General features: G+C 70.0%; 17 protein-coding genes and 1 pseudogene. 6 read left to right on the top strand and 12 right to left on the bottom strand.

Translation table 11 applies throughout. From position 1 onward, the window contains the following. Positions 1–382: 382 nt before the first annotated feature. The 4 genes from EZH22_RS11660 to EZH22_RS11650 are packed head-to-tail and all read right to left on the bottom strand — an operon-like array spanning position 383 to position 4,676. Positions 383–1,561 carry an ABC transporter substrate-binding protein gene (locus tag EZH22_RS11660; RefSeq protein WP_231711431.1) on the bottom strand — a complete coding sequence of 393 codons (1,179 nt, stop codon included), beginning with the start codon at positions 1,559–1,561 and terminating at the stop codon, positions 383–385. A gap of 60 nt (positions 1,562–1,621) precedes the next feature. Beyond that, positions 1,622–3,067 carry a dihydroxy-acid dehydratase domain-containing protein gene (locus EZH22_RS11655; protein WP_231711430.1) on the bottom strand — a complete coding sequence of 482 codons (1,446 nt, stop codon included), beginning with the start codon at positions 3,065–3,067 and terminating at the stop codon, positions 1,622–1,624. Continuing rightward, on the bottom strand, positions 2,992–3,333 hold the full coding sequence (locus tag EZH22_RS31740) for a dihydroxy-acid dehydratase (protein WP_231711429.1): 342 nt from the start codon (positions 3,331–3,333) through the stop codon (positions 2,992–2,994). Before EZH22_RS31740 ends, EZH22_RS11655 begins: the two co-directional genes overlap by 76 nt. Positions 3,334–3,347: 14 nt before the next feature. Next, positions 3,348–4,676 (bottom strand): FAD-dependent oxidoreductase, encoded by a 1,329-nt coding sequence (locus EZH22_RS11650; RefSeq protein WP_203195777.1) that lies wholly within the window; start codon positions 4,674–4,676, stop codon positions 3,348–3,350. A 127-nt stretch (positions 4,677–4,803) separates the two neighbouring features. On the opposite strand from EZH22_RS11650, the gene EZH22_RS11645 reads away from it, so the two are divergent. Next, positions 4,804–5,838 (top strand): LacI family DNA-binding transcriptional regulator, encoded by a 1,035-nt coding sequence (locus EZH22_RS11645; protein WP_203195776.1) that lies wholly within the window; start codon positions 4,804–4,806, stop codon positions 5,836–5,838. A gap of 3 nt (positions 5,839–5,841) precedes the next feature. On the opposite strand, the pseudogene EZH22_RS11640 reads toward EZH22_RS11645, so the two are convergent. The 3 genes and pseudogenes from EZH22_RS11640 to EZH22_RS11630 all read right to left on the bottom strand — a co-directional run bounded on the left by EZH22_RS11640 (position 5,842) and on the right by EZH22_RS11630 (position 8,227). Continuing rightward, positions 5,842–7,142: pseudogene (locus EZH22_RS11640) on the bottom strand (RsmB/NOP family class I SAM-dependent RNA methyltransferase). Then, positions 7,139–7,801 carry a 5'-methylthioadenosine/S-adenosylhomocysteine nucleosidase gene (locus EZH22_RS11635; protein WP_203195775.1) on the bottom strand — a complete coding sequence of 221 codons (663 nt, stop codon included), beginning with the start codon at positions 7,799–7,801 and terminating at the stop codon, positions 7,139–7,141. The pseudogene EZH22_RS11640 and the gene EZH22_RS11635 overlap by 4 nt, the downstream one beginning before the upstream one ends. Positions 7,802–7,882: 81 nt before the next feature. After that, positions 7,883–8,227: a hypothetical protein gene (locus tag EZH22_RS11630; RefSeq protein WP_203195774.1), complete on the bottom strand. Its 345-nt coding sequence runs from the start codon at positions 8,225–8,227 to the stop codon at positions 7,883–7,885. 131 nt (positions 8,228–8,358) lie between these two features. On the opposite strand from EZH22_RS11630, the gene EZH22_RS11625 reads away from it, so the two are divergent. After that, the gene (locus EZH22_RS11625) at positions 8,359–8,853 is read left to right on the top strand and encodes a low affinity iron permease family protein (protein WP_203195773.1); all 495 of its coding nucleotides are present in this window, start codon (positions 8,359–8,361) and stop codon (positions 8,851–8,853) included. A 40-nt stretch (positions 8,854–8,893) separates the two neighbouring features. On the opposite strand, the gene EZH22_RS11620 is transcribed toward EZH22_RS11625, so the two are convergent. Continuing rightward, complete coding sequence (locus EZH22_RS11620) at positions 8,894–10,621, bottom strand: O-linked N-acetylglucosamine transferase, SPINDLY family protein (RefSeq protein WP_203195772.1); 1,728 nt, start codon at positions 10,619–10,621, stop codon at positions 8,894–8,896. 319 nt (positions 10,622–10,940) lie between these two features. Between EZH22_RS11620 and EZH22_RS11615 the strand changes: the two genes are divergently transcribed. Further along, a complete protein-coding gene (locus EZH22_RS11615) occupies positions 10,941–11,471 on the top strand; it encodes a gamma carbonic anhydrase family protein (protein WP_203195771.1) in 531 nt (176 codons plus the stop codon). Positions 11,472–11,646: 175 nt separating this feature from the next. Here EZH22_RS11615 and EZH22_RS11610 read toward each other — a convergent pair whose 3' ends face one another. Then, on the bottom strand, positions 11,647–12,306 hold the full coding sequence (locus EZH22_RS11610; RefSeq protein WP_203195770.1) for a transglutaminase-like cysteine peptidase: 660 nt from the start codon (positions 12,304–12,306) through the stop codon (positions 11,647–11,649). Positions 12,307–12,548: 242 nt separating this feature from the next. Here EZH22_RS11610 and EZH22_RS11605 point away from each other — a divergent pair, with 242 nt between their 5' ends. Both EZH22_RS11605 and EZH22_RS11600 read left to right on the top strand, forming a co-directional pair. After that, complete coding sequence (locus EZH22_RS11605) at positions 12,549–13,298, top strand: rhomboid family intramembrane serine protease (protein WP_231711428.1); 750 nt, start codon at positions 12,549–12,551, stop codon at positions 13,296–13,298. A gap of 175 nt (positions 13,299–13,473) precedes the next feature. Next, on the top strand, positions 13,474–13,905 hold the full coding sequence (locus EZH22_RS11600) for a CBS domain-containing protein (RefSeq protein ID WP_203195769.1): 432 nt from the start codon (positions 13,474–13,476) through the stop codon (positions 13,903–13,905). Positions 13,906–14,035: 130 nt separating this feature from the next. Here EZH22_RS11600 and EZH22_RS11595 read toward each other — a convergent pair whose 3' ends face one another. The 3 genes from EZH22_RS11595 to EZH22_RS11585 all read right to left on the bottom strand — a co-directional run bounded on the left by EZH22_RS11595 (position 14,036) and on the right by EZH22_RS11585 (position 16,524). Beyond that, a complete protein-coding gene (locus EZH22_RS11595; protein WP_203195768.1) occupies positions 14,036–14,674 on the bottom strand; it encodes a peroxiredoxin in 639 nt (212 codons plus the stop codon). Positions 14,675–14,844: 170 nt separating this feature from the next. Next, the gene (gene pncB, locus EZH22_RS11590) at positions 14,845–16,137 is read right to left on the bottom strand and encodes a nicotinate phosphoribosyltransferase (protein ID WP_203195767.1); all 1,293 of its coding nucleotides are present in this window, start codon (positions 16,135–16,137) and stop codon (positions 14,845–14,847) included. Between the two features lie 153 nt (positions 16,138–16,290). Beyond that, positions 16,291–16,524: a YARHG domain-containing protein gene (locus tag EZH22_RS11585; RefSeq protein ID WP_203195766.1), complete on the bottom strand. Its 234-nt coding sequence runs from the start codon at positions 16,522–16,524 to the stop codon at positions 16,291–16,293. A gap of 267 nt (positions 16,525–16,791) precedes the next feature. On the opposite strand from EZH22_RS11585, the gene gcl reads away from it, so the two are divergent. After that, positions 16,792–18,567, top strand: a complete 1,776-nt coding sequence (gcl, locus tag EZH22_RS11580; RefSeq protein WP_203195765.1) for a glyoxylate carboligase — start codon at positions 16,792–16,794, stop codon at positions 18,565–18,567. Positions 18,568–18,588: the final 21 nt, after the last annotated feature.

Here is an 18,588-nt window from a genome sequence, read left to right as displayed (position 1 = left end):
GCGAGGCGGCCACAGGCCGGCCGCGACGGCCCAACGTCATGTTCACCCTCCGGGAACTTGCGTTCCGGCAGCGCTTCCGAGCGGTGGTCCAGAAGCTGGACCTTATTGGTTATCCCGGCTGGAATGGCGTGCCGGCGCGACGGGCCCGCGCCACAGGCAACCGGTTCAGCCCGGGCCGCTAATGAGCGACGTCCGACCCTGCTTGTCAACCGCCGGAGACCGGGGCGCCGGTGCCCCCGGCTCAACCAGTCCACGTGCTGGACCGATCATCCATGGAAAGGGCGGCCCGGCCCGGCGGGCGCGAAAGCACGCCGCCGCCCGTCGGATCAAGGCCGGGCGGCGGTGTCTCACGCGGCGCCGACAGCGCCGATGACGGCGACGGCTACTTCACCAGCAGACAATTGCTCGCCTCGAGCGGGCGGAAGGCCTGGGCCGCGGGCACGGTGGCGATGAGCTTGTAGTAGTCGTACGCCCCCTTCGATTCGGACGGCGCCTTCACCTCGAACAGGTACATGTCGTGGATGGCCCGCCCGTCCTTGCGCACCGCGCCTTTGCCGAACAGGGCGTCGTCGGTGGGAATGGCCTTCATGGCCTCCACCACCTTGGTCCCGTCCTTGGCGCTGCCGACCTTCTCCACCGCCTTCAGATAGTGCAGCAGCCCGGCATAGACGCCCGCATGCACCATGTTGGGATAGCGCCCGCCGTTCTGTTCGGCGAAGCGCCTGGCGAAGGCGCGGGTGCTGTCGTTGAGGTCCCAGTAGAACGCCTCCGACAGCAGCAGCCCCTGGGCGGTTTCCAGACCCAGGGCGCTGATGTCGTTGAGCACCATGAGCATGGCGACGAGCTTCTGCCCACCCTTGACGATGCCAAACTCGGCCGCCTGCTTCACCGCGTTGATGGTGTCGGCGCCGGCGCTGCCGAGGCCGATCACCTTGGCGCCGGAGGCCTGGCCCTGCAGCAGGAAGGAGGACAGGTCGGAAGTGCCGAGCGGATGCTTCACCGTGCCCAGCACCTTGCCGCCGGCCGACTTGATGGCCTCGGAGGCATCGCGCTCCAGCGCATGGCCGAAGGCGTAGTCCACCGTGATGAAGTACCAGGTGTTGGCGCCGGACTTGGTCACCGCGTTGCCCACGGTATTGGCCTGGGCCCAGGTGTCGTAGGTCCAGTGCACGGTGTTGGGCGAACAGTCCTTGCCGGTGAGGTCGGAGGTGCCGCCGCCGGAGATGATGAGCGCCTTGTTCTTCTGCCGGGCGATGGAGCTCACCCCCAGCGCCACGGCGGAATTGGGCACGTCCAGCACCGCGTCGACACCATCGGTGTCGAACCACTGTCGGGCGATGTTCACGCCGACGTCGGCCTTGTTCTGGTGATCGGCGGCGATGAGCTCGATGGGCATGCCCGCGACCTTGCCGCCGAAGTCGGCGATGGCCATCTTCGCGGCGATCACCGAGCCCGGCCCGGCGAAGTCCGACTGAACGCCGGACTGGTCGTTGAGCACGCCCACCTTCACGCTCTCTGCCCGCGCCGTCGTCGCGACCAGTACGGCAAGTGCCGTTGCCATCAGGCTTTTCCGCATTCCTCCCTCCCCGTTTCTTTCGATTTTTGCGACACGCGATCGGCCTCAGGCCCCCGGCGGCCTGAGCACCGCACCCTTCGACAGAGGCTGGACCAGCGCCGCATACTGGCCGAGCCAGCCCCTGACCTTGCTGTGGTCCGGTGCCTTCCAGACGGTCCGGCGGGCGGCCAGCTCCGCCTCCGACACGTCGAGGTCCACCCGACGCGTCGTGATGTCGATGACGATCATGTCGCCGCTGGCGACGAGGGCGAGCGGACCGCCCTCGGCGGCCTCGGGCATGACCTGGCCGATGGTGATGCCGCTGTTGAGCCCGGACAGTTCCCCGTCGGTCACCACCGCCACGCCGCCGCCGAGGCCGGCGCCCACCAGGGCAGCCATGAAGCTGGCCGCGAACACCGTGCCCGGGCCGCCGCGGGGGCCGAGGCCGCGCAGCACCACCACGTCGCCGGCGGCGATGGAATGGGTCTCCAGCGCCTTGATGGCGGTGTTCTCATCCTCGAACACCCGGGCGCGGCCGGAGAAGCGGCGCACGTGCGCCGGCACCGCCGAGATCTTCACCACCGCGCCATCGGGGGCGAGGCTGCCGCGCAGGATGGCGAGGCCCGGCTCGGCGCGGAAGGGATCGGCCAGCGGGCGGATGAAGCGCCGGTCCGGCTCCGGCGCCTCGGCGAGGAGCTCGGCGAGGGGACGGCCCGAGACCGTCACCACCGAGGTGTCGAGCACCCCGGCCAGCTCCCGCATCACCCCCCGGCAGCCGCCGGCGGCATCGAGGTCCTCGATGCGGTGCGGGCCGTTGGGGCGCACGGTGGTGAGCTGGGGGATATCGGCCACCGCCTCCAGTTCCGCCACCACGTCGAAATCCATCTCCGCCTCGGAGGCCACCGCCGCCAGGTGCCGCACGCAGTTCACCGAGCATCCGGTGGCCACGGCGACGCGCAAGGCGTTGCGGAAGGCGGCGGGGGTGAGGATGTCGCGCGGGCGCAGGTCGCGGTTGACGAGGTCGACGATGGCGGCGCCGGAGCGGGCGGCATTGGCCATCAGCGCCTGCGAGCCGGCGCGGATGGGGGCGCTGCGCGGCAGGGCCATGCCCAGCGCCTCGGCGAGGACGTGCATGGTGTTGGCGGTGGCGAGGCCCGCGCACACGCCGGGCCCGGTGATGGCGCTGCAGGTCATGGCGGTGAGGTCGGCCAGGGAGATGGCGCCGGACTTCAGCGCGCCGACGCTCTTGTAGACCTCCTCGATGTCCACCTCCTTGCCGGCGCAATGGCCGCCGAGCTGGTAGCCGCACGGCACCACGATGGAGGGGATGTTGAGGCGCGCCGCCGCCATGAGCTGGCCCGGCGTGGTCTTGTCGCAGGAGGCGAGCAGCACCATGCCGTCGAGCTCGGCGCCCTCCACCTGCACTTCCACGTCGTTCACCAGCAGGTCGCGGCTGGGCATGAGGTAGCGCGCCTGCCGCCCGGCGCTGGTGACGAAGTCGGACGGCGCCACCGTGCGGATCTCGAAGGGCAGCCCCCGGCCTCGCGGATCGCCGCCTCCACCACGCGGCACACATCGTCGAGATGGGCGTAGCAGACCGACAGCTTGCTGGAGCTGTTGACGATGGCGATCTTCGGCTTCAGCAGGTCCGCCTCGCTGTAGCCCATGGCGAGCCACTGGGCGCGGCGCACGGCCCAGCGGGTGGTCCCCGGCTCGAAATTGCTGCGCAGGCGGGGGGTCGCGGCTGGCCCGGTGGCGGGTGATTTGGGCTCGGACATGTGGGGGTCTCGCGTCAGGTGAGCTGGGCGCCGAGGGCGTTGAGGGCGGCGCGGATGTCGGCGCCGGAGGGCGCGGCAGCCGTGGGGTCGTCGCACAGATGGTCGGCGACGAGGCCCACCGCCTGCCCGTAGCCGAAGCACTGGGCGGTGACGCGGGCCGAGGCCATGGCCTCGTGCTCGGCGGAGAGGCAGCGCCCGGCCATGAGAAGGCCGGTGCCCGTGGCCGGCAGGAAGCAGCCGAGCGGCACCTCGTAATAGTCGTCGAGGATCCAGTGGAGCTTCGGCTTCTCGCCCGAATGCAGCTCGATGGGCCAGGGCGAGCGGCAAATGCCGTCCGGCCGCTTGCGGGCGGAGGTGACATCATCATTGGCGAGGCGCTCGCGGCCGACAATCTGCCAGCTCTGGCGGATGCCCACCTGCACGCCGGTGTCGTTCACGAACGACGCCTCGCAGCCCTCGATATGGTCGCGGATGAAGCGGGCATATTCGCGCACCTGCAGGCGCCCCTCGATCTCCGCCTCGCTGAGGTCGGCGGCGCGGGTGGCGTCCAGCTCGCGGCCGTCGCGGCCGACGATGCGGGTGGCGTTGCACAGCAGCTCGCCGGGGCGCGGCGTGGGAAAGAGGAAGATCTTGGCGCGCGGCAGCGTGTAGGCGCCCGATGCGTTCAGATCGGAGATGAGATGCGACACGCGCTCGCCGAGAATGGAATCCGGCCCGTGGGCGGCCAGGAAGCGGGGCATGTCCACGCCGAGCACGCGGAAGATCATGGTGGGGTTCTGGATGGCGCCATCCTTCCCCTTGGTGAGGGCCCGGCCCGCCATGGCGGCCACGTCGGCGTCGCCGGAGGCGTCCACGGTCAGCTTCGCGCGGACCTCGATCGGCCCCTGCTTGGTGAACACCTCCACCCCCGCCACGTGATCCCCCTCGGCGATCACGCCGGTGACCGTGGCGTGGTAGAGCACGCGCACGCGGCCCTCGGCGGAAAGCAGGTGGTCGGAGGCCTCGCGCCAGACCAGCGGGTCGTGCACGCGCACGAAGGTCCTGCCGTACTGGACGGGATCGGTGAGGCCGCCCTTGGCCTCCATCACGGCGAGGAACTCGTCGACGAAGCCGTGCACCACCTGCTCGGGCCCGGCGTTGCGCCGCTCCGAGGCGGTGTAGAGGCCGCAGATGGTGCCGGAGAGGCCCGCCACGGCGGCGCCGCCCGAGAAGCCGTAGCGCTCGAGCAGCAGCACGGAGCGGCCCCGGCGGGCGGCGGCGATGGCGGCGGCAAGGCCGGCGGCGCCGCCCCCGACCACCAGAACGTCCGTCGACAGAACCTCCCTGGGCCTGGCGTCGCGCATGTTCCGTCCCTGCATGTGTTGATTGTTCGGATTATAATGTTAGCGCTAACTTGATAGCGCTAACACATTCCCTTTGTCAAGCGGCCGGAACGCCATATCTTCTGGGGAATCGCGGACGAGGGGGATCATGCGGCAGCGGCGGACGGGACGGGGCGGCGGCGCCACCATGGAAGACGTGGCGCAGGTGGCGGGTGTCTCGGCCATGACCGTCTCCCGCGTGCTGCGCCAGCCGGAGCTGGTGAACAAGGACCTCAGGGCCAAGGTGGAAGCCGCCATCCGCGAGACCGGCTACATCTACAATCTCGTTGCCTCCAGCCTCGCCTCGCAGCGCAGCGGCACCATCGCCCTCATCCTGCCGACGGTGGCGAGCTCCATCTTCTCCGACAGCGTCAAGGGCGTGTCGGACGTCTGCCGCGAGCGTTCGGTGCAGATGATCATGGCCGAGACCAACTACGTGCCGGCCGAGGAGGAGCGGGTGATCGAAGCCCTGCTGCGCCGGCGGCCGGACGGCTTCGTCATCGTCGGCGTGTCCCACACCCGCGCCACCCGTGACATGCTGGAGAAGTCCGGCGTCCCCGTGGTCGAGACCTGGGACGCGACCGCCACCCCCATCGACAGCCTGGTGAGCCTCTCCAACTTCGACGCCATGCAGGCGATGACGCAGGCGCTGGTGGCGGAGGGCTACCGGCGCATCGCCTTCGTCGGCACCGCCACCCGCGACCACCGCGCCCTCATGCGCGCCAGGGGATATGAAGCCGGCATGGCCGCAGCCGGCCTGCCCATCCCGGATATTCTCGCGGCCGGCGATGTGACCAGCATGGGGTCAGGCGCGGCGATCGCCGAGGAGATCATGGCCCGCGGCGACCGGCCGGAGGCAGTGGTCTTCCTCAACGACGTGCTCGCCGCCGGCGCGCTCCTCGCGTTCCAGCGCAAGGGGCTGAGGGTGCCGGAGGACATCGCCGTCGCCGGCTTCGGGGGCTTCGACTTCGCCCGCCACCTCATCCCGTCGCTCACCACCGTGGACATTCCGCGCCAGGAGATCGGCCGGCGTGCGGCGCAGATCCTCCTCGACCGCATCGAGGGCAAGGCGCCCGCGGGCACCCTGCATGCGGTCGGCTTCGAGGTGGCGCTGCGGGAGAGCACCCGGCGGGTGCCGCGCTGAGCCTCAGCCCGCCCGGCGCAGCACGCTCACGAAGAAGCCGTCGGTTCCGGTCCGGCGGGGGGTCATGGTCAGCCCCTCGCGGGTCGTCAGCGCCGCACCGGCCAGCGCCGCGCCCTGCGGGCCCAGGGCCAGCACCGTCTCGTTCGGCGGCACGATGGCGAAGTCCGGGCGCTTGGACAGCAGCGCGCGCACCTGCGCGCCGTTCTCCTCGTCGAGCAGCGAGCAGGTGACATAAGCGAGCCGCCCGCCCGGCCGCACGTAGCGGGCCGCCTCCTCCAGGATCTTCGACTGCTCCGACGTGCGCTGGGCGAGCGCGCCGGGGCGCACCCGCCACTTGGCGTCGGGGTTGCGCCGCCAGGTGCCGGTGCCGGTGCACGGCGCATCCACGAGCACGAGATCCATATGCCCTTCGAGGTCGTGCAGCACGTCCTCGGCGCCGCGCGGGCTCCTCACCTGCACGTTGCGCACGCCGGCACGGGCGAGGCGCTCATGCATGGGCTTCAGCCGGCGGATGTCGGAATCGTGGGCGTAGAGCTGGCCCTTGTTGTCCATGAGGGCGGCGAATTCCAGGGTCTTGCCCCCGGCCCCGGCGCACAGGTCCAGCACCTGCGTGCCCGGCAACGGCCGGGCGAGGATGGCGGCGAGCTGCGAGGCCTCGTCCTGCACCTCCACCTCGCCCCTCAGGAAGGCCGGCTCGGCGGTGACCGGCGGCGCCTTGCCCTCGGAATCCAGGTGGATGCGCAAGGCCAGCGGCGAGAAGCGGCCGGGCTCGGGTTGAGATGGGCCAGCGCCGCGCGCACCGCCTCCGGTTCCCCCTTCAGGGTGTTGACCCGAAGGTCGAGGGGTGCGCGGGCCGCCAGCGCCGCGCCCTCGGCCACCGCGTCCTCGCCGAAGACGTGGCGCAGCGAGGCGTGCAGCCACTGGGGATAGTCGCCGCGCACGAACGGCGGCGCCCCGCGCAGGTCCGGATCGGCGAGGCACGCGCGCTCGGCGTCGGTGAGCGGGGCGGGGGCGAAGCGGCCGCCGTCGGCGAGGGCCGAGATGGCGGCCAGGTCGAGGCCGCGCATGAGGGCGAGCATGCCGAGCACCAGCGCGCGCGGCTCCTCCGAGCCCATCACATGGGCCGCCGATGCGCGCCGGCGCAGGGTGTCGTAGACCAGCCCGGCGATGGCGGCGCGGTCGCCTGAGCCGGCGAAGCGGTGGCCGAGGCCCCAGTCCTTCAGTGCATCCCCCGCCGGGCGGCGGCGGGCGGCGATGTCGGCGAGCACCTCGATGGCGGCGGAAATCCGGGCGGCGGGGGTCATGGGCGCTCCGCCGGGGCGGCGAGCCCCTCCCCTTCGAGCTGGCGGGCGAACACGTCGAGGGCGGCAGCGAGCTTTTCGTCGATCACGTGGAGATATTCCGTCCAGTCCTCGTAGCGGGCGAGCTCGGCCTTGCCGTCGCTGATGCCGCGCAGGCCCATGAGGGGCAGGTGATGGCGCCGCGCGGCGCGCAGCACGGCGAAGCTCTCCATGTCCACCATGTCCTCGGCGATGGCATCATAGGCCGCGCCCGAGATGATGGCGCCGCCGGTGGAGAGCGAGGCCTCCGGCACCCCCTTGATGCGGTGGGGCAGCTCAATGACCGCCGGCTCGTCGAGGAAGGGGGTGCGGCCCTTCTCGAAGCCCAGCGCGGAGGCGTCCATGTCGCGATAGGCGACGCGCGCCACCTGGTACACTTGCGCATGGTCCAGCCGGCGCGAGCCGGCCGAGCCGAGGGTGAAGACGAGCTGCGGCAGCTGCCCGCGATGGGCGAGGATGGCGAGCGCCCGCGCCGTCTCCACCGCCGCCTCCACCGGGCCGACGCCGGTGATGAGGGGGTCGATGCGGGACTTGAGGTGCGGGCCGTATTCCTGGCTGGTGGCCATCACGAAAAGAATGCTGTGGCCGCCGACGGGCAGGATGTGGCGGGCGGGATCGTCCATAGGAACCCCTGAGGCGCAAAGCGCCACTCCTCGGCCGCCCCGCCCCTCCTGTCAACCGTCACGCTGGCCGGGGCCGGGCGCTCAGATGTTGAGGAGGATGGAGAGGGCGAACAGCGCCCACATGGCGGCGAGCACCGCGAGGCTCGCGAGGTCCAGGCTGAAATGCCCGCGCGCCCGTGCCGACAGGAGGTGCGGGAAGGCGGCGGCCAGCCGCAGCAGGACGAAGACCCAGGCGAGGACCACGAACAGCACGTCGGCCTTGCGGGTGAAGAAGGTGAGGGTGGTGAGCGCGTAGAACAGCAGCGCGGCGAGGCCCGCGCGCACGCCCTCCGCCGTCACCTCCGGCGCGCGGATGCCCCGCAGCAGCACGGCGAGCACCAGCGCCACGTGCACGAACAGGGGAAGAAGGATCATCTGCACCGACATGGGACTTCTCCGTCGCGCATGAGGCCGCCGAAGCGCGAGCCTTGCCACGGGCGGGAACCGCGGGCGCGGCCGATCGTTCCCGATGCGAGCGGATGGGAGCCGAGCCAGCCCCCGCCAGCGGAGGCGATGCGATGCGGGCGCCACAGGCAACGCCGATCAAGGAGCTGAGGGCGCAGGTGGAACAGGGACGGGCACCGCGCCCGCTGTTCACCCGCCTGTCCCAGCAGGTGTCCCGCTATGCGGGCAAGCCCGCCACCTTCGTCGGCGCCATGGGCGTGATCGTGGCGTGGGGACTGACCGGGCCGCTGTTCGGCTTCAACGACACCTGGCAGCTCATCATCAACACCTCCACCACCATCGTCACCTTCCTGATGGTCTTCCTCATCCAGAACAGCCAGAACCGCGACACCGCGGCGCTGCAGATCAAGCTCGACGAGCTGATCGCCCGCCTCGACGGGCCACGCGAGGTGCTGCTCGACCTGGAGGACCTCGACGAGGAGGCGCTGGAACGCCTGCGGCTCGAATACGCCCTCCTCGCCGACAAGGCCCGAGCCCGGGGGGACGCCGGCGCCCGGCCGGAGCCCGCCAGCCCGGCGCCGGACACCACCGGCAGGCGCACGCCCTGACCCAAGCGAAGATCGCGCAGAGCCAAAGCCGGCGTCCCGCTCAGGCGCGCGGCAACGGCTCGACGGCGAAGGCCTCCGGCGGCAGGCCGGCGCGGAAGCGGCCGGCCATGGCCTCGAACGCCCGCTCCAGATGGCGGGCATAGCGGTCGATGTCGAACAAGGGCGAGGTGGCCCGCGCCGCGGCGATGCGCGCCCGCGCCGCCGCCAGCGCCGCCGGATCGCGGGCGAGCCCTATGGCGCGCGCCTCGAACGCGGCCGGATCGGTGGTGACGAGGTCGGCGCAGTCCATCTGCGCCATCAGGCTCGCGGCCACGCGGGAGGCGAAGGAGCGCCCGGCGCGCGTCACGATGGGAACGCCCATGCGCAGCGCGTCGCTGGCGGTGGTGTGGGCGGTGTAGGGGAAGGTGTCGAGGAACAGGTCGGCCAGCACCACCCGCGCCAGATGGTCGGCGAGCGGCGCCATCCCCGCGAAGACGAGACGGGCCGGGTCGATGCCCCGCGCCGCCGCCTCCCGCCGCAGGTTGTCGGGGCCGTCCTTGCGACCCTCCAGCATCCACAGCACCGAGCCCGGCACGGCGGACAGGATGCGCATGTGGGCCGAGAAGGTGTCGGGATCGAGCTTGGCGGCGCCGTTGAAGGCGCAGAACACGAACCCGTCCTCCGGCAGCCCCGCGTCGGCACGGCTCGGGCGCGGGCCGACCGGCAGATCGGGATCGTTCGGCTGGTAGGTGTCCGGCAGGTGCACGATCTTCTCGCTGAAGAACGGCGCCTCGGAGAAGGGCAGCACCCCGGGATCGGCGATCACGTAGTCGAAGAACGGCGCGCCGCTGGTGGAGGGATAGCCGAGATAGCCCACCTGGACCGGCGCCGGGCGGTGGGCGAACACGGCCATGCGCTCGCCCATGGTGTGGCCCATCAGGTCCACGAGGATGTCGACGCCGAGCGCCGCCACCTCGCGGGCGATGTCCTCGGCACCCGCCTTCTCCAAGTCGAGGAAGCGGTCCACCGCCCCTTCCACCGCGCGCCGGTGCGCGGAGCCGTCGTCCGGGCCGATGGAGACGGCGGTCACCTCGAACCGGCTGCGGTCATGGCGGGCGAAGAGCCGGCTGATGAGATGCGTGGTGGCGTGGTTGCGGAAATCGGCGGAGAGATAGGCGAGGCGGATCGGGCCCGAGGCCGCGCGCCGCGCGGAATGATCGAAGGCGAGCGGCTGCCTCGGCATCTTTTCGGCGGCCACCATGCGGCGCGCCGCGGACAGATGCAGCCCGGGCTCGTCGAGATAGAGGGCGAGGAAAGGCAGGACGGGCGCCCCCTCCCCCATGGCCGACCGGCGCACGGCGGCCAAAAGCGCGGCGTGGTCGCGCCAGTTCCAGGCGCCGCGCCGGGCGGGGAAAAGGACGTTGGCGGCCAAAGGCAGCGTGGGATCGAGGGCGAAGGCGCGCTCCATGGCGACGACGCACGCGTCCTTCTGCTCCAGCGCGCCATGAGCCAGGGCGAGGTTGTACCAGGCCTTGGCATCGCCGGGCCGGCGCGCCAGCGCCTTCCGGTAGAGCTCGACGGCCTCGGGCTCGCGGCCCTGGCGCGCCCGCACGATGCCCAGCAGGTGCAGCACGTCCGCGTGGTCCGGAACCACCTTCAGGATCTTGCGATAGAGCCGCGCGGCCTCTTCATACTGCTCGCGCAGCTGATGCTGGTAGCCGTCCTGGAGCAGCCTGGCGAGGGCGGTGGGCAGCGGCGGCGGCGCGCCGGGAGGCGGGGAAGGAGGCATGGCGTGAGGCGAAGAACCCGTCTCTGGATGGTGAGCGAAAACCAGCGCGCAGAGAAGCCGACATCGCCCCTCGCTTCAATGCCCTTGTCCACCGCGGGCCATCGCGGGCCATCGCGGGCCATCGCGCGCCGCAGACGCCGACCGCGCCGCCGGCGGCGCGGCACGGTGATCTCCCCGCGCGCGGAATCCCCCGGCGCGCGGAAGGGGCGGGCGTGCTCTAGCATGTGGCCGGCAATGGCGATAGGCAGGGGTCAACGGAAGCCGGCCGTCAGCGTCGCAAGGGGCGGCCGCGCCGGACTCCGCGTTCGGAGGAGCCTCTATGCCCATCTATTCCATCGACGGAATCGCCCCCGAGTTTCCCGCGTCCGGCAATTACTGGATCGCACCGGATGCGGTGATCATCGGACGGGTCGTTCTGAAGGAGGGAGCGAGCGTGTGGTTCGGCGCCATCCTGCGCGGCGACAACGAGCCCATCGTGGTGGGCGAAGGCTCCAACATCCAGGAAAACAGCGTCCTTCACACCGATCCGGGCTTCCCGCTCACCCTGGGCACCAATGTGACGGTGGGGCACATGGCCATGCTGCATGGCTGCACGGTGGGCGACAATAGCCTCATCGGCATGGGCGCGACGGTGCTCAACGGCGCCCGGATCGCCGACAACTGCCTCGTGGGCTCCATGGCGCTGGTGACGGAGGGCAAGGCCTTCGAGCCCTATTCCCTCATCGTCGGCACCCCGGCCAAGGCGGTGCGCACGCTCGATGCCGAGGCGGCGACCCGCCTGACCCGCACGGCGGAGCACTACCAGCACAATTACCAGCGCTACGCCAAGGGCCTGAAGCGCATCGACTGAACGCACCGACTGGGTGCACCAACTGGATGCACCGGCGAAGCGCCCGCGCCCATCCGGAAAACCGCACGCTCGCGGCAATCTCGAGCGCCCGGAATGCGAACGGGCTGGAACCGCGGCGTCGGTTCCAGCCCGTCCTCGCAACCGGCGGGCCTGGGCCCGGCCGATCGGAAAGCTGTCAGCGGCCGGTGCCGGCCACCGCCGGCGGCACGGCCGTCTCGCCGAGCGAAACCCAGGCCGACGGAGACGCCTGCGACTGCCGCTTGACGAAGCGGTAGCCGGTATCCTTCCAGGACACGATCTCCGCCTCCTGGTTGTCGAGGATGAGATCACCCCGGTCGGTGATGACGGTGAGCACCGCGTGCCCGTCGCCCTCATGGTCGCGCACCACGGTGATGAGCAGGACCGAGGACGGCCAGCCCATGTTGATCAGCCGCCGCCGCTTCTCGAGCACATAGTCCTCGCAATCGCCGCGCCCGTCGTCGGGATAGGCCCAGCGCTCGGTCTCGCCGAAATGGTCGAGGTCGGTCTCCGGCTGGATGGCCTCGTTCACGGTGCGGTTGACGCGCTCCAGCTCCGCGTTGCGCTGGGCGTCGAGCCGCATCGCCAGCGGGCCGTTGCCCATGACATCGCATTCATGGGGGCTCTGGCTGCAGAAGCGCACGAACCCCATGGGGGCCGTGGTGGCGCGCCCATCCATCAGGTGGCGGGGCGCGAAAGCCGGCGAAAGATTGGCAAAGCGGGTCTCCTGCGCCCCGACGCCCGACGCGCCCGCGGCCATCAGCAGCAGGACGGCAATCAGGGACAGGATAGGCCGTTGCAGGATTTGCTTCGACATGGCGGGGGGTCCGAAGGCGGGGTCCAACCGGGTTAATGAAATGATAATGCCCGATCACCGCCGTATTTGCGCCGTCAACCTTCGATTAACCTTAACGCGTCCGGTCGCCGGATACCCACAACCCGTGCGGCGTTTTGTCGGGGCCGCGCGCGGGCGAGCGGCTGTGCGCCGCGCCACCCGAGCTCCCGCCGCGGTCACGGTTTTCCCTTGCCGCGTCCCGCGCCTCTGCCTATGTGCACAGCGTGCCCCACCCTCTTCCTCCCGCCTTCGGCGTGCCGCACCGGCAACCCATCTTCAACGTGCCCGGCGCGGTGGCGGCGATGACGCTCGTGCTCGTCGGCGTGCACGCCGTGCGCACCCTGGTCCTGTCCGACGACGCGGACATCGAGGTGCTCACCTATTTCGCCTTCATCCCCGCCCGCTACGGCCTGCCGGACACCATGTTCTATCTGCCCGGCGGCTGGGGCCCGAAGGTGTGGTCGGTGGTGACCTACGCGCTGCTCCATGCCAACTGGATGCACCTCATCGTTAATCTCGTCTGGCTGCTCGCCTTCGGCACGCCGGTGGCGCGGCGGTTCGGCTCCGTGCGATTCACCGTGTTCTGCGCGGTGACGGCGGCGGCGGGAGCGGGCGCGCACTACTTCACCCATCCGGACGCGCTGGTGCCCCTCATCGGCGCCTCGGCGGCGGTGTCCGGCGCCATGGCGGCCGCGGTGCGGTTCGCGTTCGCGCCCGGCGCGGCGCTCTCGGGCGCGCGCAGCATCTTCGCCGACCACCTGCCCGCCGGCTCGCTGGCGCAGAACTTCCGCGACACCCGCGTGCTGACCTTCGTCGGCGCCTGGTTCGCGCTCAACCTGTTGTTCGCGTTCGGCATCTCCATGCCGGGCGCGGACGGCGCGGAGATCGCCTGGCAGGCCCATGTGGGCGGCTTCGTCGCCGGGCTGCTGCTGTTCTCGCTGTTCGACCCGGTGCCGCGCAGCCGGACCGCCTGACGCCCCGCCGCCGCAGGCCGCGCCGGCACATCCTTGCACGGGATGAATGCAACGTCGGGTACGCCTGCGCCCTTGCGTCACAGGACAATGCGGGGGATCATTCCTCTTTCGGAGACATTCCAGAAAAAGCCGCCCGGCGGAGGCGGCCCCTGGATCCGCGAAGGGAGTGTACGCCATGACCGTCAGCGTCATCCTCAGCCGCAAGGGCAACGATATCGTCACCATCGCACAGGACGCCAGCCTCGGTGACGCGGTGGCGCGCCTTGCGGAGAATCGCATCGGCGCCATCGTGGTGGTGGATCCCCAGATGGGCGTCGAGGGCATCATCTCCGAGCGCGACGTGGTGCGCCTCATCGGCGAGCGCGGCATCGCGGTGCTCGACGAGCCGTTGAGCGCGATCATGACGCGGGCGGTGGTGACCTGCACGCCGGACGAGACCGTTCCCGTGATCATGGAGCGTATGACGCGCGGGCGCTTCCGTCACGTTCCGGTGGTGTCGGGCGACCGGCTGGTCGGCATCATCTCCATCGGCGACGTGGTGAAGTTCCGGGTGGAGGAGATGGAGCGCGAGAGCGCGCAGCTGCGCGACTACATCATGTCGGCCTGATAAAAATCCGGCCGGCGCTACGCCGGCCGGATGGTCCTGGTTCCAGACTCGTCGGGACGGGGATGCGGGTGCGGAGCCCCCCGAAGAGAAGCCCCCGCAGGGAAGGCCCCGGCGGAGGTCCCGCTCCGGTTCACGCCCCCGGCTGGCGCACCACGCGCAGATAGGGCTTCACCGTCTTCCAGCCGTCCGGAAACTTCGCCTTCGCCGCATCGTCGGTGAGGGAGGGGACGATGATGACGTCCTCGCCGTGCTTCCAGTCCACCGGCGTGGCCACCGAGTGCTTGGCGGTGAGTTGGAGGCTGTCCACCACCCGCAGGATCTCGGTGAAGTTGCGCCCGGTGGAAGCCGGGTAGGTGAGGGACAGCTTCAGCTTCTTGTCCGGGCCGATGACGAACACCGAGCGCACGGTGGCGGTGTCGCTCGCGTTCGGGTGGATGAGGTCGTAGAGGTCGGAAACCTTCTTGTCCGCGTCGGCGATGAGCGGGAAGTTCAAGGTGGCGCCGGTGGCGTCCTTGATGTCGCCGACCCAGGCCGGGTGGTTCTCGATGGTGTCCACCGACAGGCCGATCAGCTTCACGCCGCGCTTTTCGAACTCACCCTTGAGGTGGGAGGCCTGGCCCAGCTCGGTGGTGCACACCGGGGTGAAGTTCTTCGGGTGGGAGAACAGGATGCCCCAGCTGTCGCCGAGCCATTCGTGAAACTTGATCGGGCCTTCCGTGGTCTGGGCCTCGAAATCGGGAACCACGTCGCCAAGCCGCAGCGTTGCCATTTTGATCTCCAAAATCACATGCAAATAAAGTGTATAATTTCATTATACCGCAAAATCGATGCACTTAAAGGACAATCACGCGTCCACACTCACGCGTCCTTTGGTGCAAGAGCGGCGCGCGGACGCCAGCCGGCGCCGCGACGGCAGCGGCGGGGCCCGGCGGGAGCGGGTCAGACGACGGCGCGGCGGGCCACCTGCTCGCCCACCTCGAACACGCGCTTGTAGCGCTCGATCTCGGCGGCGGGCCCCATGGCCTTGGTCGGGTTGTCGGAGAGCTTCACCGCCGCCCGCCCGTTGGCCGAGATGACCTTGCAGACGATGGAGATGGGATCCAGCGCCCCATGCGCGGCGAGGCCGCGGAAATCGTTGGTGAGCAGCGTGCCCCAGCCGAAGCCGAGGCGGATGCGGCCCTTGAAGGCGTGATGGATGCGCGCCACCTCGTCCGCGTCGAGGGCGTCGGAGAAGATGGCGAGCTTGTCCCGCGGGTCCTGCCCCCGGGTCCGCCACCAGGCGATGGCCTCCTCGCCGCCCTCCACCGGGTCCTTGCTGTCGATGCGGATGCCGGTCCAGTGGGCCACCCAATCGGGGGCGTGGGCGAGGAAGCCGCTGGTCCCATAGGTGTCGGGCAGGATGACGCGCAGGTTGCCGTCATAATCCTCCTGCCAGTCGGCCAGCACCTGGTAGGGCGCCCAGCGCAGCTCCTGCTCGTTGCGGGCGAGCGCGGCATAGACCATGGGCAGTTCGTGGGCGTTGGTGCCCGTGGCCTCCACCTCGCGACGCATGGCGATGAGGCAGTTGGAGGTGCCGAGGAAGCCCTCCCCCAGCCCTTCGATGAGCGCCTGAACGCACCAGTCCTGCCACAGGAAGCCGTGGCGCCGGCGGGTGCCGAAATCGGCGATGTTCACCGGCGCGAGGGTCTTGAGGAATTCCACCTTCTCCCACACCCGCGCCATGGCGCGGGCATAGAGGATCTGCAGCTCGAACTTGCCCATGTCCTTGAGCACCGCGCGCGAGCGCAGCTCGTTGATGATGGCGAGCGCCGGGATCTCCCACATGGTGGTCTCGACCCACGGCCCCTCGAAGCTGAGCTCGTACTGCCCGTCCCACTTTTCCAGGTGATAGGCGGGGAAGCGGAAGCCCTCGAGCCAGGCGATGTAGTCCGGCGAGAACATCTGCCGCTTGCCGTAGAACATGTTGCCGCGCAGCCAGGTGCTCTCCCCCCGCGTGAGGGAGAGCGAGCGCACATGGTCGAGCTGCTCGCGGAGCGCCCCGATGTCGATGATGTCGGCGAGCCGGATCCGGGTCGAGCGGTTGTGGATGCCGAAGGTGACCCGCGTCGTGCGGTGGCGGTTGAAGATCGTCTGTCCCATCAGCAGCTTGTAGAAATCCGTGTCGAGCACGGACCGCACGATGGGGTCGATCTTCCAGGTGTGGTTGTAGACGCGCGTGGCGATGTCGGTCATGGGCGTCTTGGCGGTGTTGTCGGGGGCGCCTGAAGGCGCAATCCCGGTGGGCGTCCGGAAGGGACGCCCCCGGTGGGGCGGGCGGTCCACCTATACCATGTCTTCACGCGATGCGATCCATTCGCAGGGATTTCCGCGCGGCGGCGGCCGGTGTCACCGGCACCCCTTGCGCGCCTCCCAGGCCTTCACCTGGTCCACGTAGCGCTGCTGGTCGGGGGTGAGCTGGCCGTAGGGCGCATAGCAGCGCTCGCCGAAGGTGGCGATGGCATCCTTGGTCTTGAAGCAATAGCCCTGCTCGGCATAGACGGCGTTGCGCTGGACCCACAGCGCCCGGCACGACAATTCGCCCAGCGCCTGCGCGCCCGCCCCCGGCGCGAACGCCATCATCCCCGTCGCGATGCCGGCCGCGGCGGCCGCACAGCGAACCCGACCGCGAACCCGTTCCGCCCCCAGCATCGGCGCGCCCTCTCCAAGCTTGTGACGCCGCACCGTAGCATTCCCTCCGGCGATGGAGAATGACGCCGGCGCACGATTATTTCTCCCAGGGCATCAATGTCATTCCGGTTCTTCCCATAGAAGCGAAGACGGCCGGGGCGTATCCCATATGCAAGTCAAAAAAGACCCCAAGTCGAATAAGAGCCGAGGAGGAATGCCATGGCCCGCATGCGTGCCGTCGACGCCGCCGTCCGCGTCCTGGAGAAGGAAGGCATCAGCTGCACCTTCGGAGTACCCGGCGCCGCCATCAACCCGCTCTATTCCGCCTTGAAGGCGCGCGGCTCCGTCCGCCACGTGCTGGCGCGCCACGTGGAGGGCGCCTCCCACATGGCGGAGGGCTACACCCGCGCCGTGGCCGGCAATATCGGCGTGTGCATCGGCACCTCCGGCCCCGCCGGCACCGACATGATCACCGGCCTCTATTCGGCCTCCGCCGATTCCATCCCGATCCTGTGCATCACCGGCCAGGCGCCGCGGGCCCGGCTCTACAAGGAAGACTTCCAGGCGGTGGACATTGAGTCCATCGCCAAGCCGGTCACCAAATGGGCGGTGACCGTGCGCGAGCCGGCCCTCGTGCCCATGGTGTTCCAGCAGGCCTTCCACGCGATGCGCTCCGGCCGCCCCGGCCCGGTGCTCATCGACCTGCCCATCGACGTGCAGCTGGCCGAGATCGAGTTCGACGAGGAGACCTACGCCCCCCTGCCGGTCTACAAGCCCGCCGCAACGCCGGCGCAGATCGACAAGGCCATGGAGATGATCGTCTCCGCCGAGCGGCCGCTGATCGTGGCCGGCGGCGGCATCATCAATGCCGATGCCTCCGGCCTGCTGGTGGAGTTCGCCGAGCTGACCGGCATCCCGGTCATCCCCACCCTCATGGGCTGGGGTACCATTCCCGACGACCATCCGCTGATGGCCGGCATGTGCGGCCTGCAGACCTCGCACCGCTATGGCAACGCCAATCTCCTGGCGTCCGACTTCGTGGTCGGCATCGGCAACCGCTGGGCCAACCGCCATACCGGCTCGGTGGACGTCTACACGACGGGCCGCCGGTTCATCCACGTGGACATCGAGCCCACCCAGATCGGCCGGGTGTTCGGGCCGGACTTCGGCATCGTCTCCGACGCCAGGGCCGCCCTGGAGCTGTTCGTGATCGCGGCGAAGGCGCTGAAGGCGCAGGGCCGGCTGCCGGACTGGTCGGCCTGGGCGCAGGACTGCCTCGGCCGCAAGCAGACCATGCTGCGCAAGTCGCACTTCGACGTGGTGCCGCTGAAGCCGCAGCGCGTCTACGAGGAGATGAACGAGGCGCTGGGCCGCGACGTGGTCTACGTCACCACCATCGGCCTGTCGCAGATCGCCGGCGCGCAGTTCCTGCACGTCTACAATCCGCGCCACTGGATCAATTGCGGCCAGGCCGGCCCGCTGGGCTGGACCCTGCCGGCGGCCCTCGGCGTGCGCGCGGCCCGGCCCGAGGCCAAGATCGTGGCGCTCTCGGGGGACTACGACTTCCAGTTCCTCATCGAGGAGCTGGCGGTGGGCGCGCAGCACAAGCTGCCCTACCTGCACGTGGTGGTGAACAATTCCTATCTCGGCCTCATCCGCCAGGCCCAACGCGGCTTCAACATGGACTTCGAGGTGAGCCTCGCCTTCGACAACATCAATTCGGAAGAGATCGGCGCCTATGGCGTGGACCATGTGGCGGTGGCCGAGGGCCTGGGTTGCAAGGCGATCCGCGTGCGCACGCCCAACGAGTTCAAGGAAGCCTTCGCCTCGGCCGAGAAGCTCATGGCCGAGCATCAGGTGCCGGTGGTGATCGAATTCATCCTGGAGCGCGTGACCAACATCGCCATGGGCCTGGAGATCAACGCCGTCAACGAGTTCGAGGAAATCCTCGACGTTCCCCTCGCCGAGGCCCGTGCCCTCGAGCCGGCGGAATAAGCGGGCGCGGCGCGCCGCCGC

Origin of the sequence: Xanthobacter dioxanivorans (assembly GCF_016807805.1) — a bacterium.
Taxonomy (GTDB): domain Bacteria; phylum Pseudomonadota; class Alphaproteobacteria; order Rhizobiales; family Xanthobacteraceae; genus Xanthobacter; species Xanthobacter dioxanivorans.
This window is presented reverse-complemented; position numbering and strand designations above follow the sequence as displayed.

Excerpts from the sequence above, each read along its gene's own strand:
- EZH22_RS11660 (WP_231711431.1), bottom strand. The coding sequence starts at position 1,561 with ATGGCAACGGCACTTGCCGTACTGGTCGCGACGACGGCGCGGGCAGAG.
- EZH22_RS31740 (WP_231711429.1), bottom strand. The coding sequence starts at position 3,333 with ATGTCCGAGCCCAAATCACCCGCCACCGGGCCAGCCGCGACCCCCCGC.
- EZH22_RS11650 (WP_203195777.1), bottom strand. The coding sequence starts at position 4,676 with ATGCGCGACGCCAGGCCCAGGGAGGTTCTGTCGACGGACGTTCTGGTG.
- EZH22_RS11645 (WP_203195776.1), top strand. The coding sequence starts at position 4,804 with ATGCGGCAGCGGCGGACGGGACGGGGCGGCGGCGCCACCATGGAAGAC.
- EZH22_RS11635 (WP_203195775.1), bottom strand. The coding sequence starts at position 7,801 with ATGGACGATCCCGCCCGCCACATCCTGCCCGTCGGCGGCCACAGCATT.
- EZH22_RS11630 (WP_203195774.1), bottom strand. The coding sequence starts at position 8,227 with ATGTCGGTGCAGATGATCCTTCTTCCCCTGTTCGTGCACGTGGCGCTG.
- EZH22_RS11625 (WP_203195773.1), top strand. The coding sequence starts at position 8,359 with ATGCGGGCGCCACAGGCAACGCCGATCAAGGAGCTGAGGGCGCAGGTG.
- EZH22_RS11620 (WP_203195772.1), bottom strand. The coding sequence starts at position 10,621 with ATGCCTCCTTCCCCGCCTCCCGGCGCGCCGCCGCCGCTGCCCACCGCC.
- EZH22_RS11615 (WP_203195771.1), top strand. The coding sequence starts at position 10,941 with ATGCCCATCTATTCCATCGACGGAATCGCCCCCGAGTTTCCCGCGTCC.
- EZH22_RS11610 (WP_203195770.1), bottom strand. The coding sequence starts at position 12,306 with ATGTCGAAGCAAATCCTGCAACGGCCTATCCTGTCCCTGATTGCCGTC.
- EZH22_RS11600 (WP_203195769.1), top strand. The coding sequence starts at position 13,474 with ATGACCGTCAGCGTCATCCTCAGCCGCAAGGGCAACGATATCGTCACC.
- EZH22_RS11595 (WP_203195768.1), bottom strand. The coding sequence starts at position 14,674 with ATGGCAACGCTGCGGCTTGGCGACGTGGTTCCCGATTTCGAGGCCCAG.
- pncB (WP_203195767.1), bottom strand. The coding sequence starts at position 16,137 with ATGACCGACATCGCCACGCGCGTCTACAACCACACCTGGAAGATCGAC.
- EZH22_RS11585 (WP_203195766.1), bottom strand. The coding sequence starts at position 16,524 with ATGATGGCGTTCGCGCCGGGGGCGGGCGCGCAGGCGCTGGGCGAATTG.
- gcl (WP_203195765.1), top strand. The coding sequence starts at position 16,792 with ATGGCCCGCATGCGTGCCGTCGACGCCGCCGTCCGCGTCCTGGAGAAG.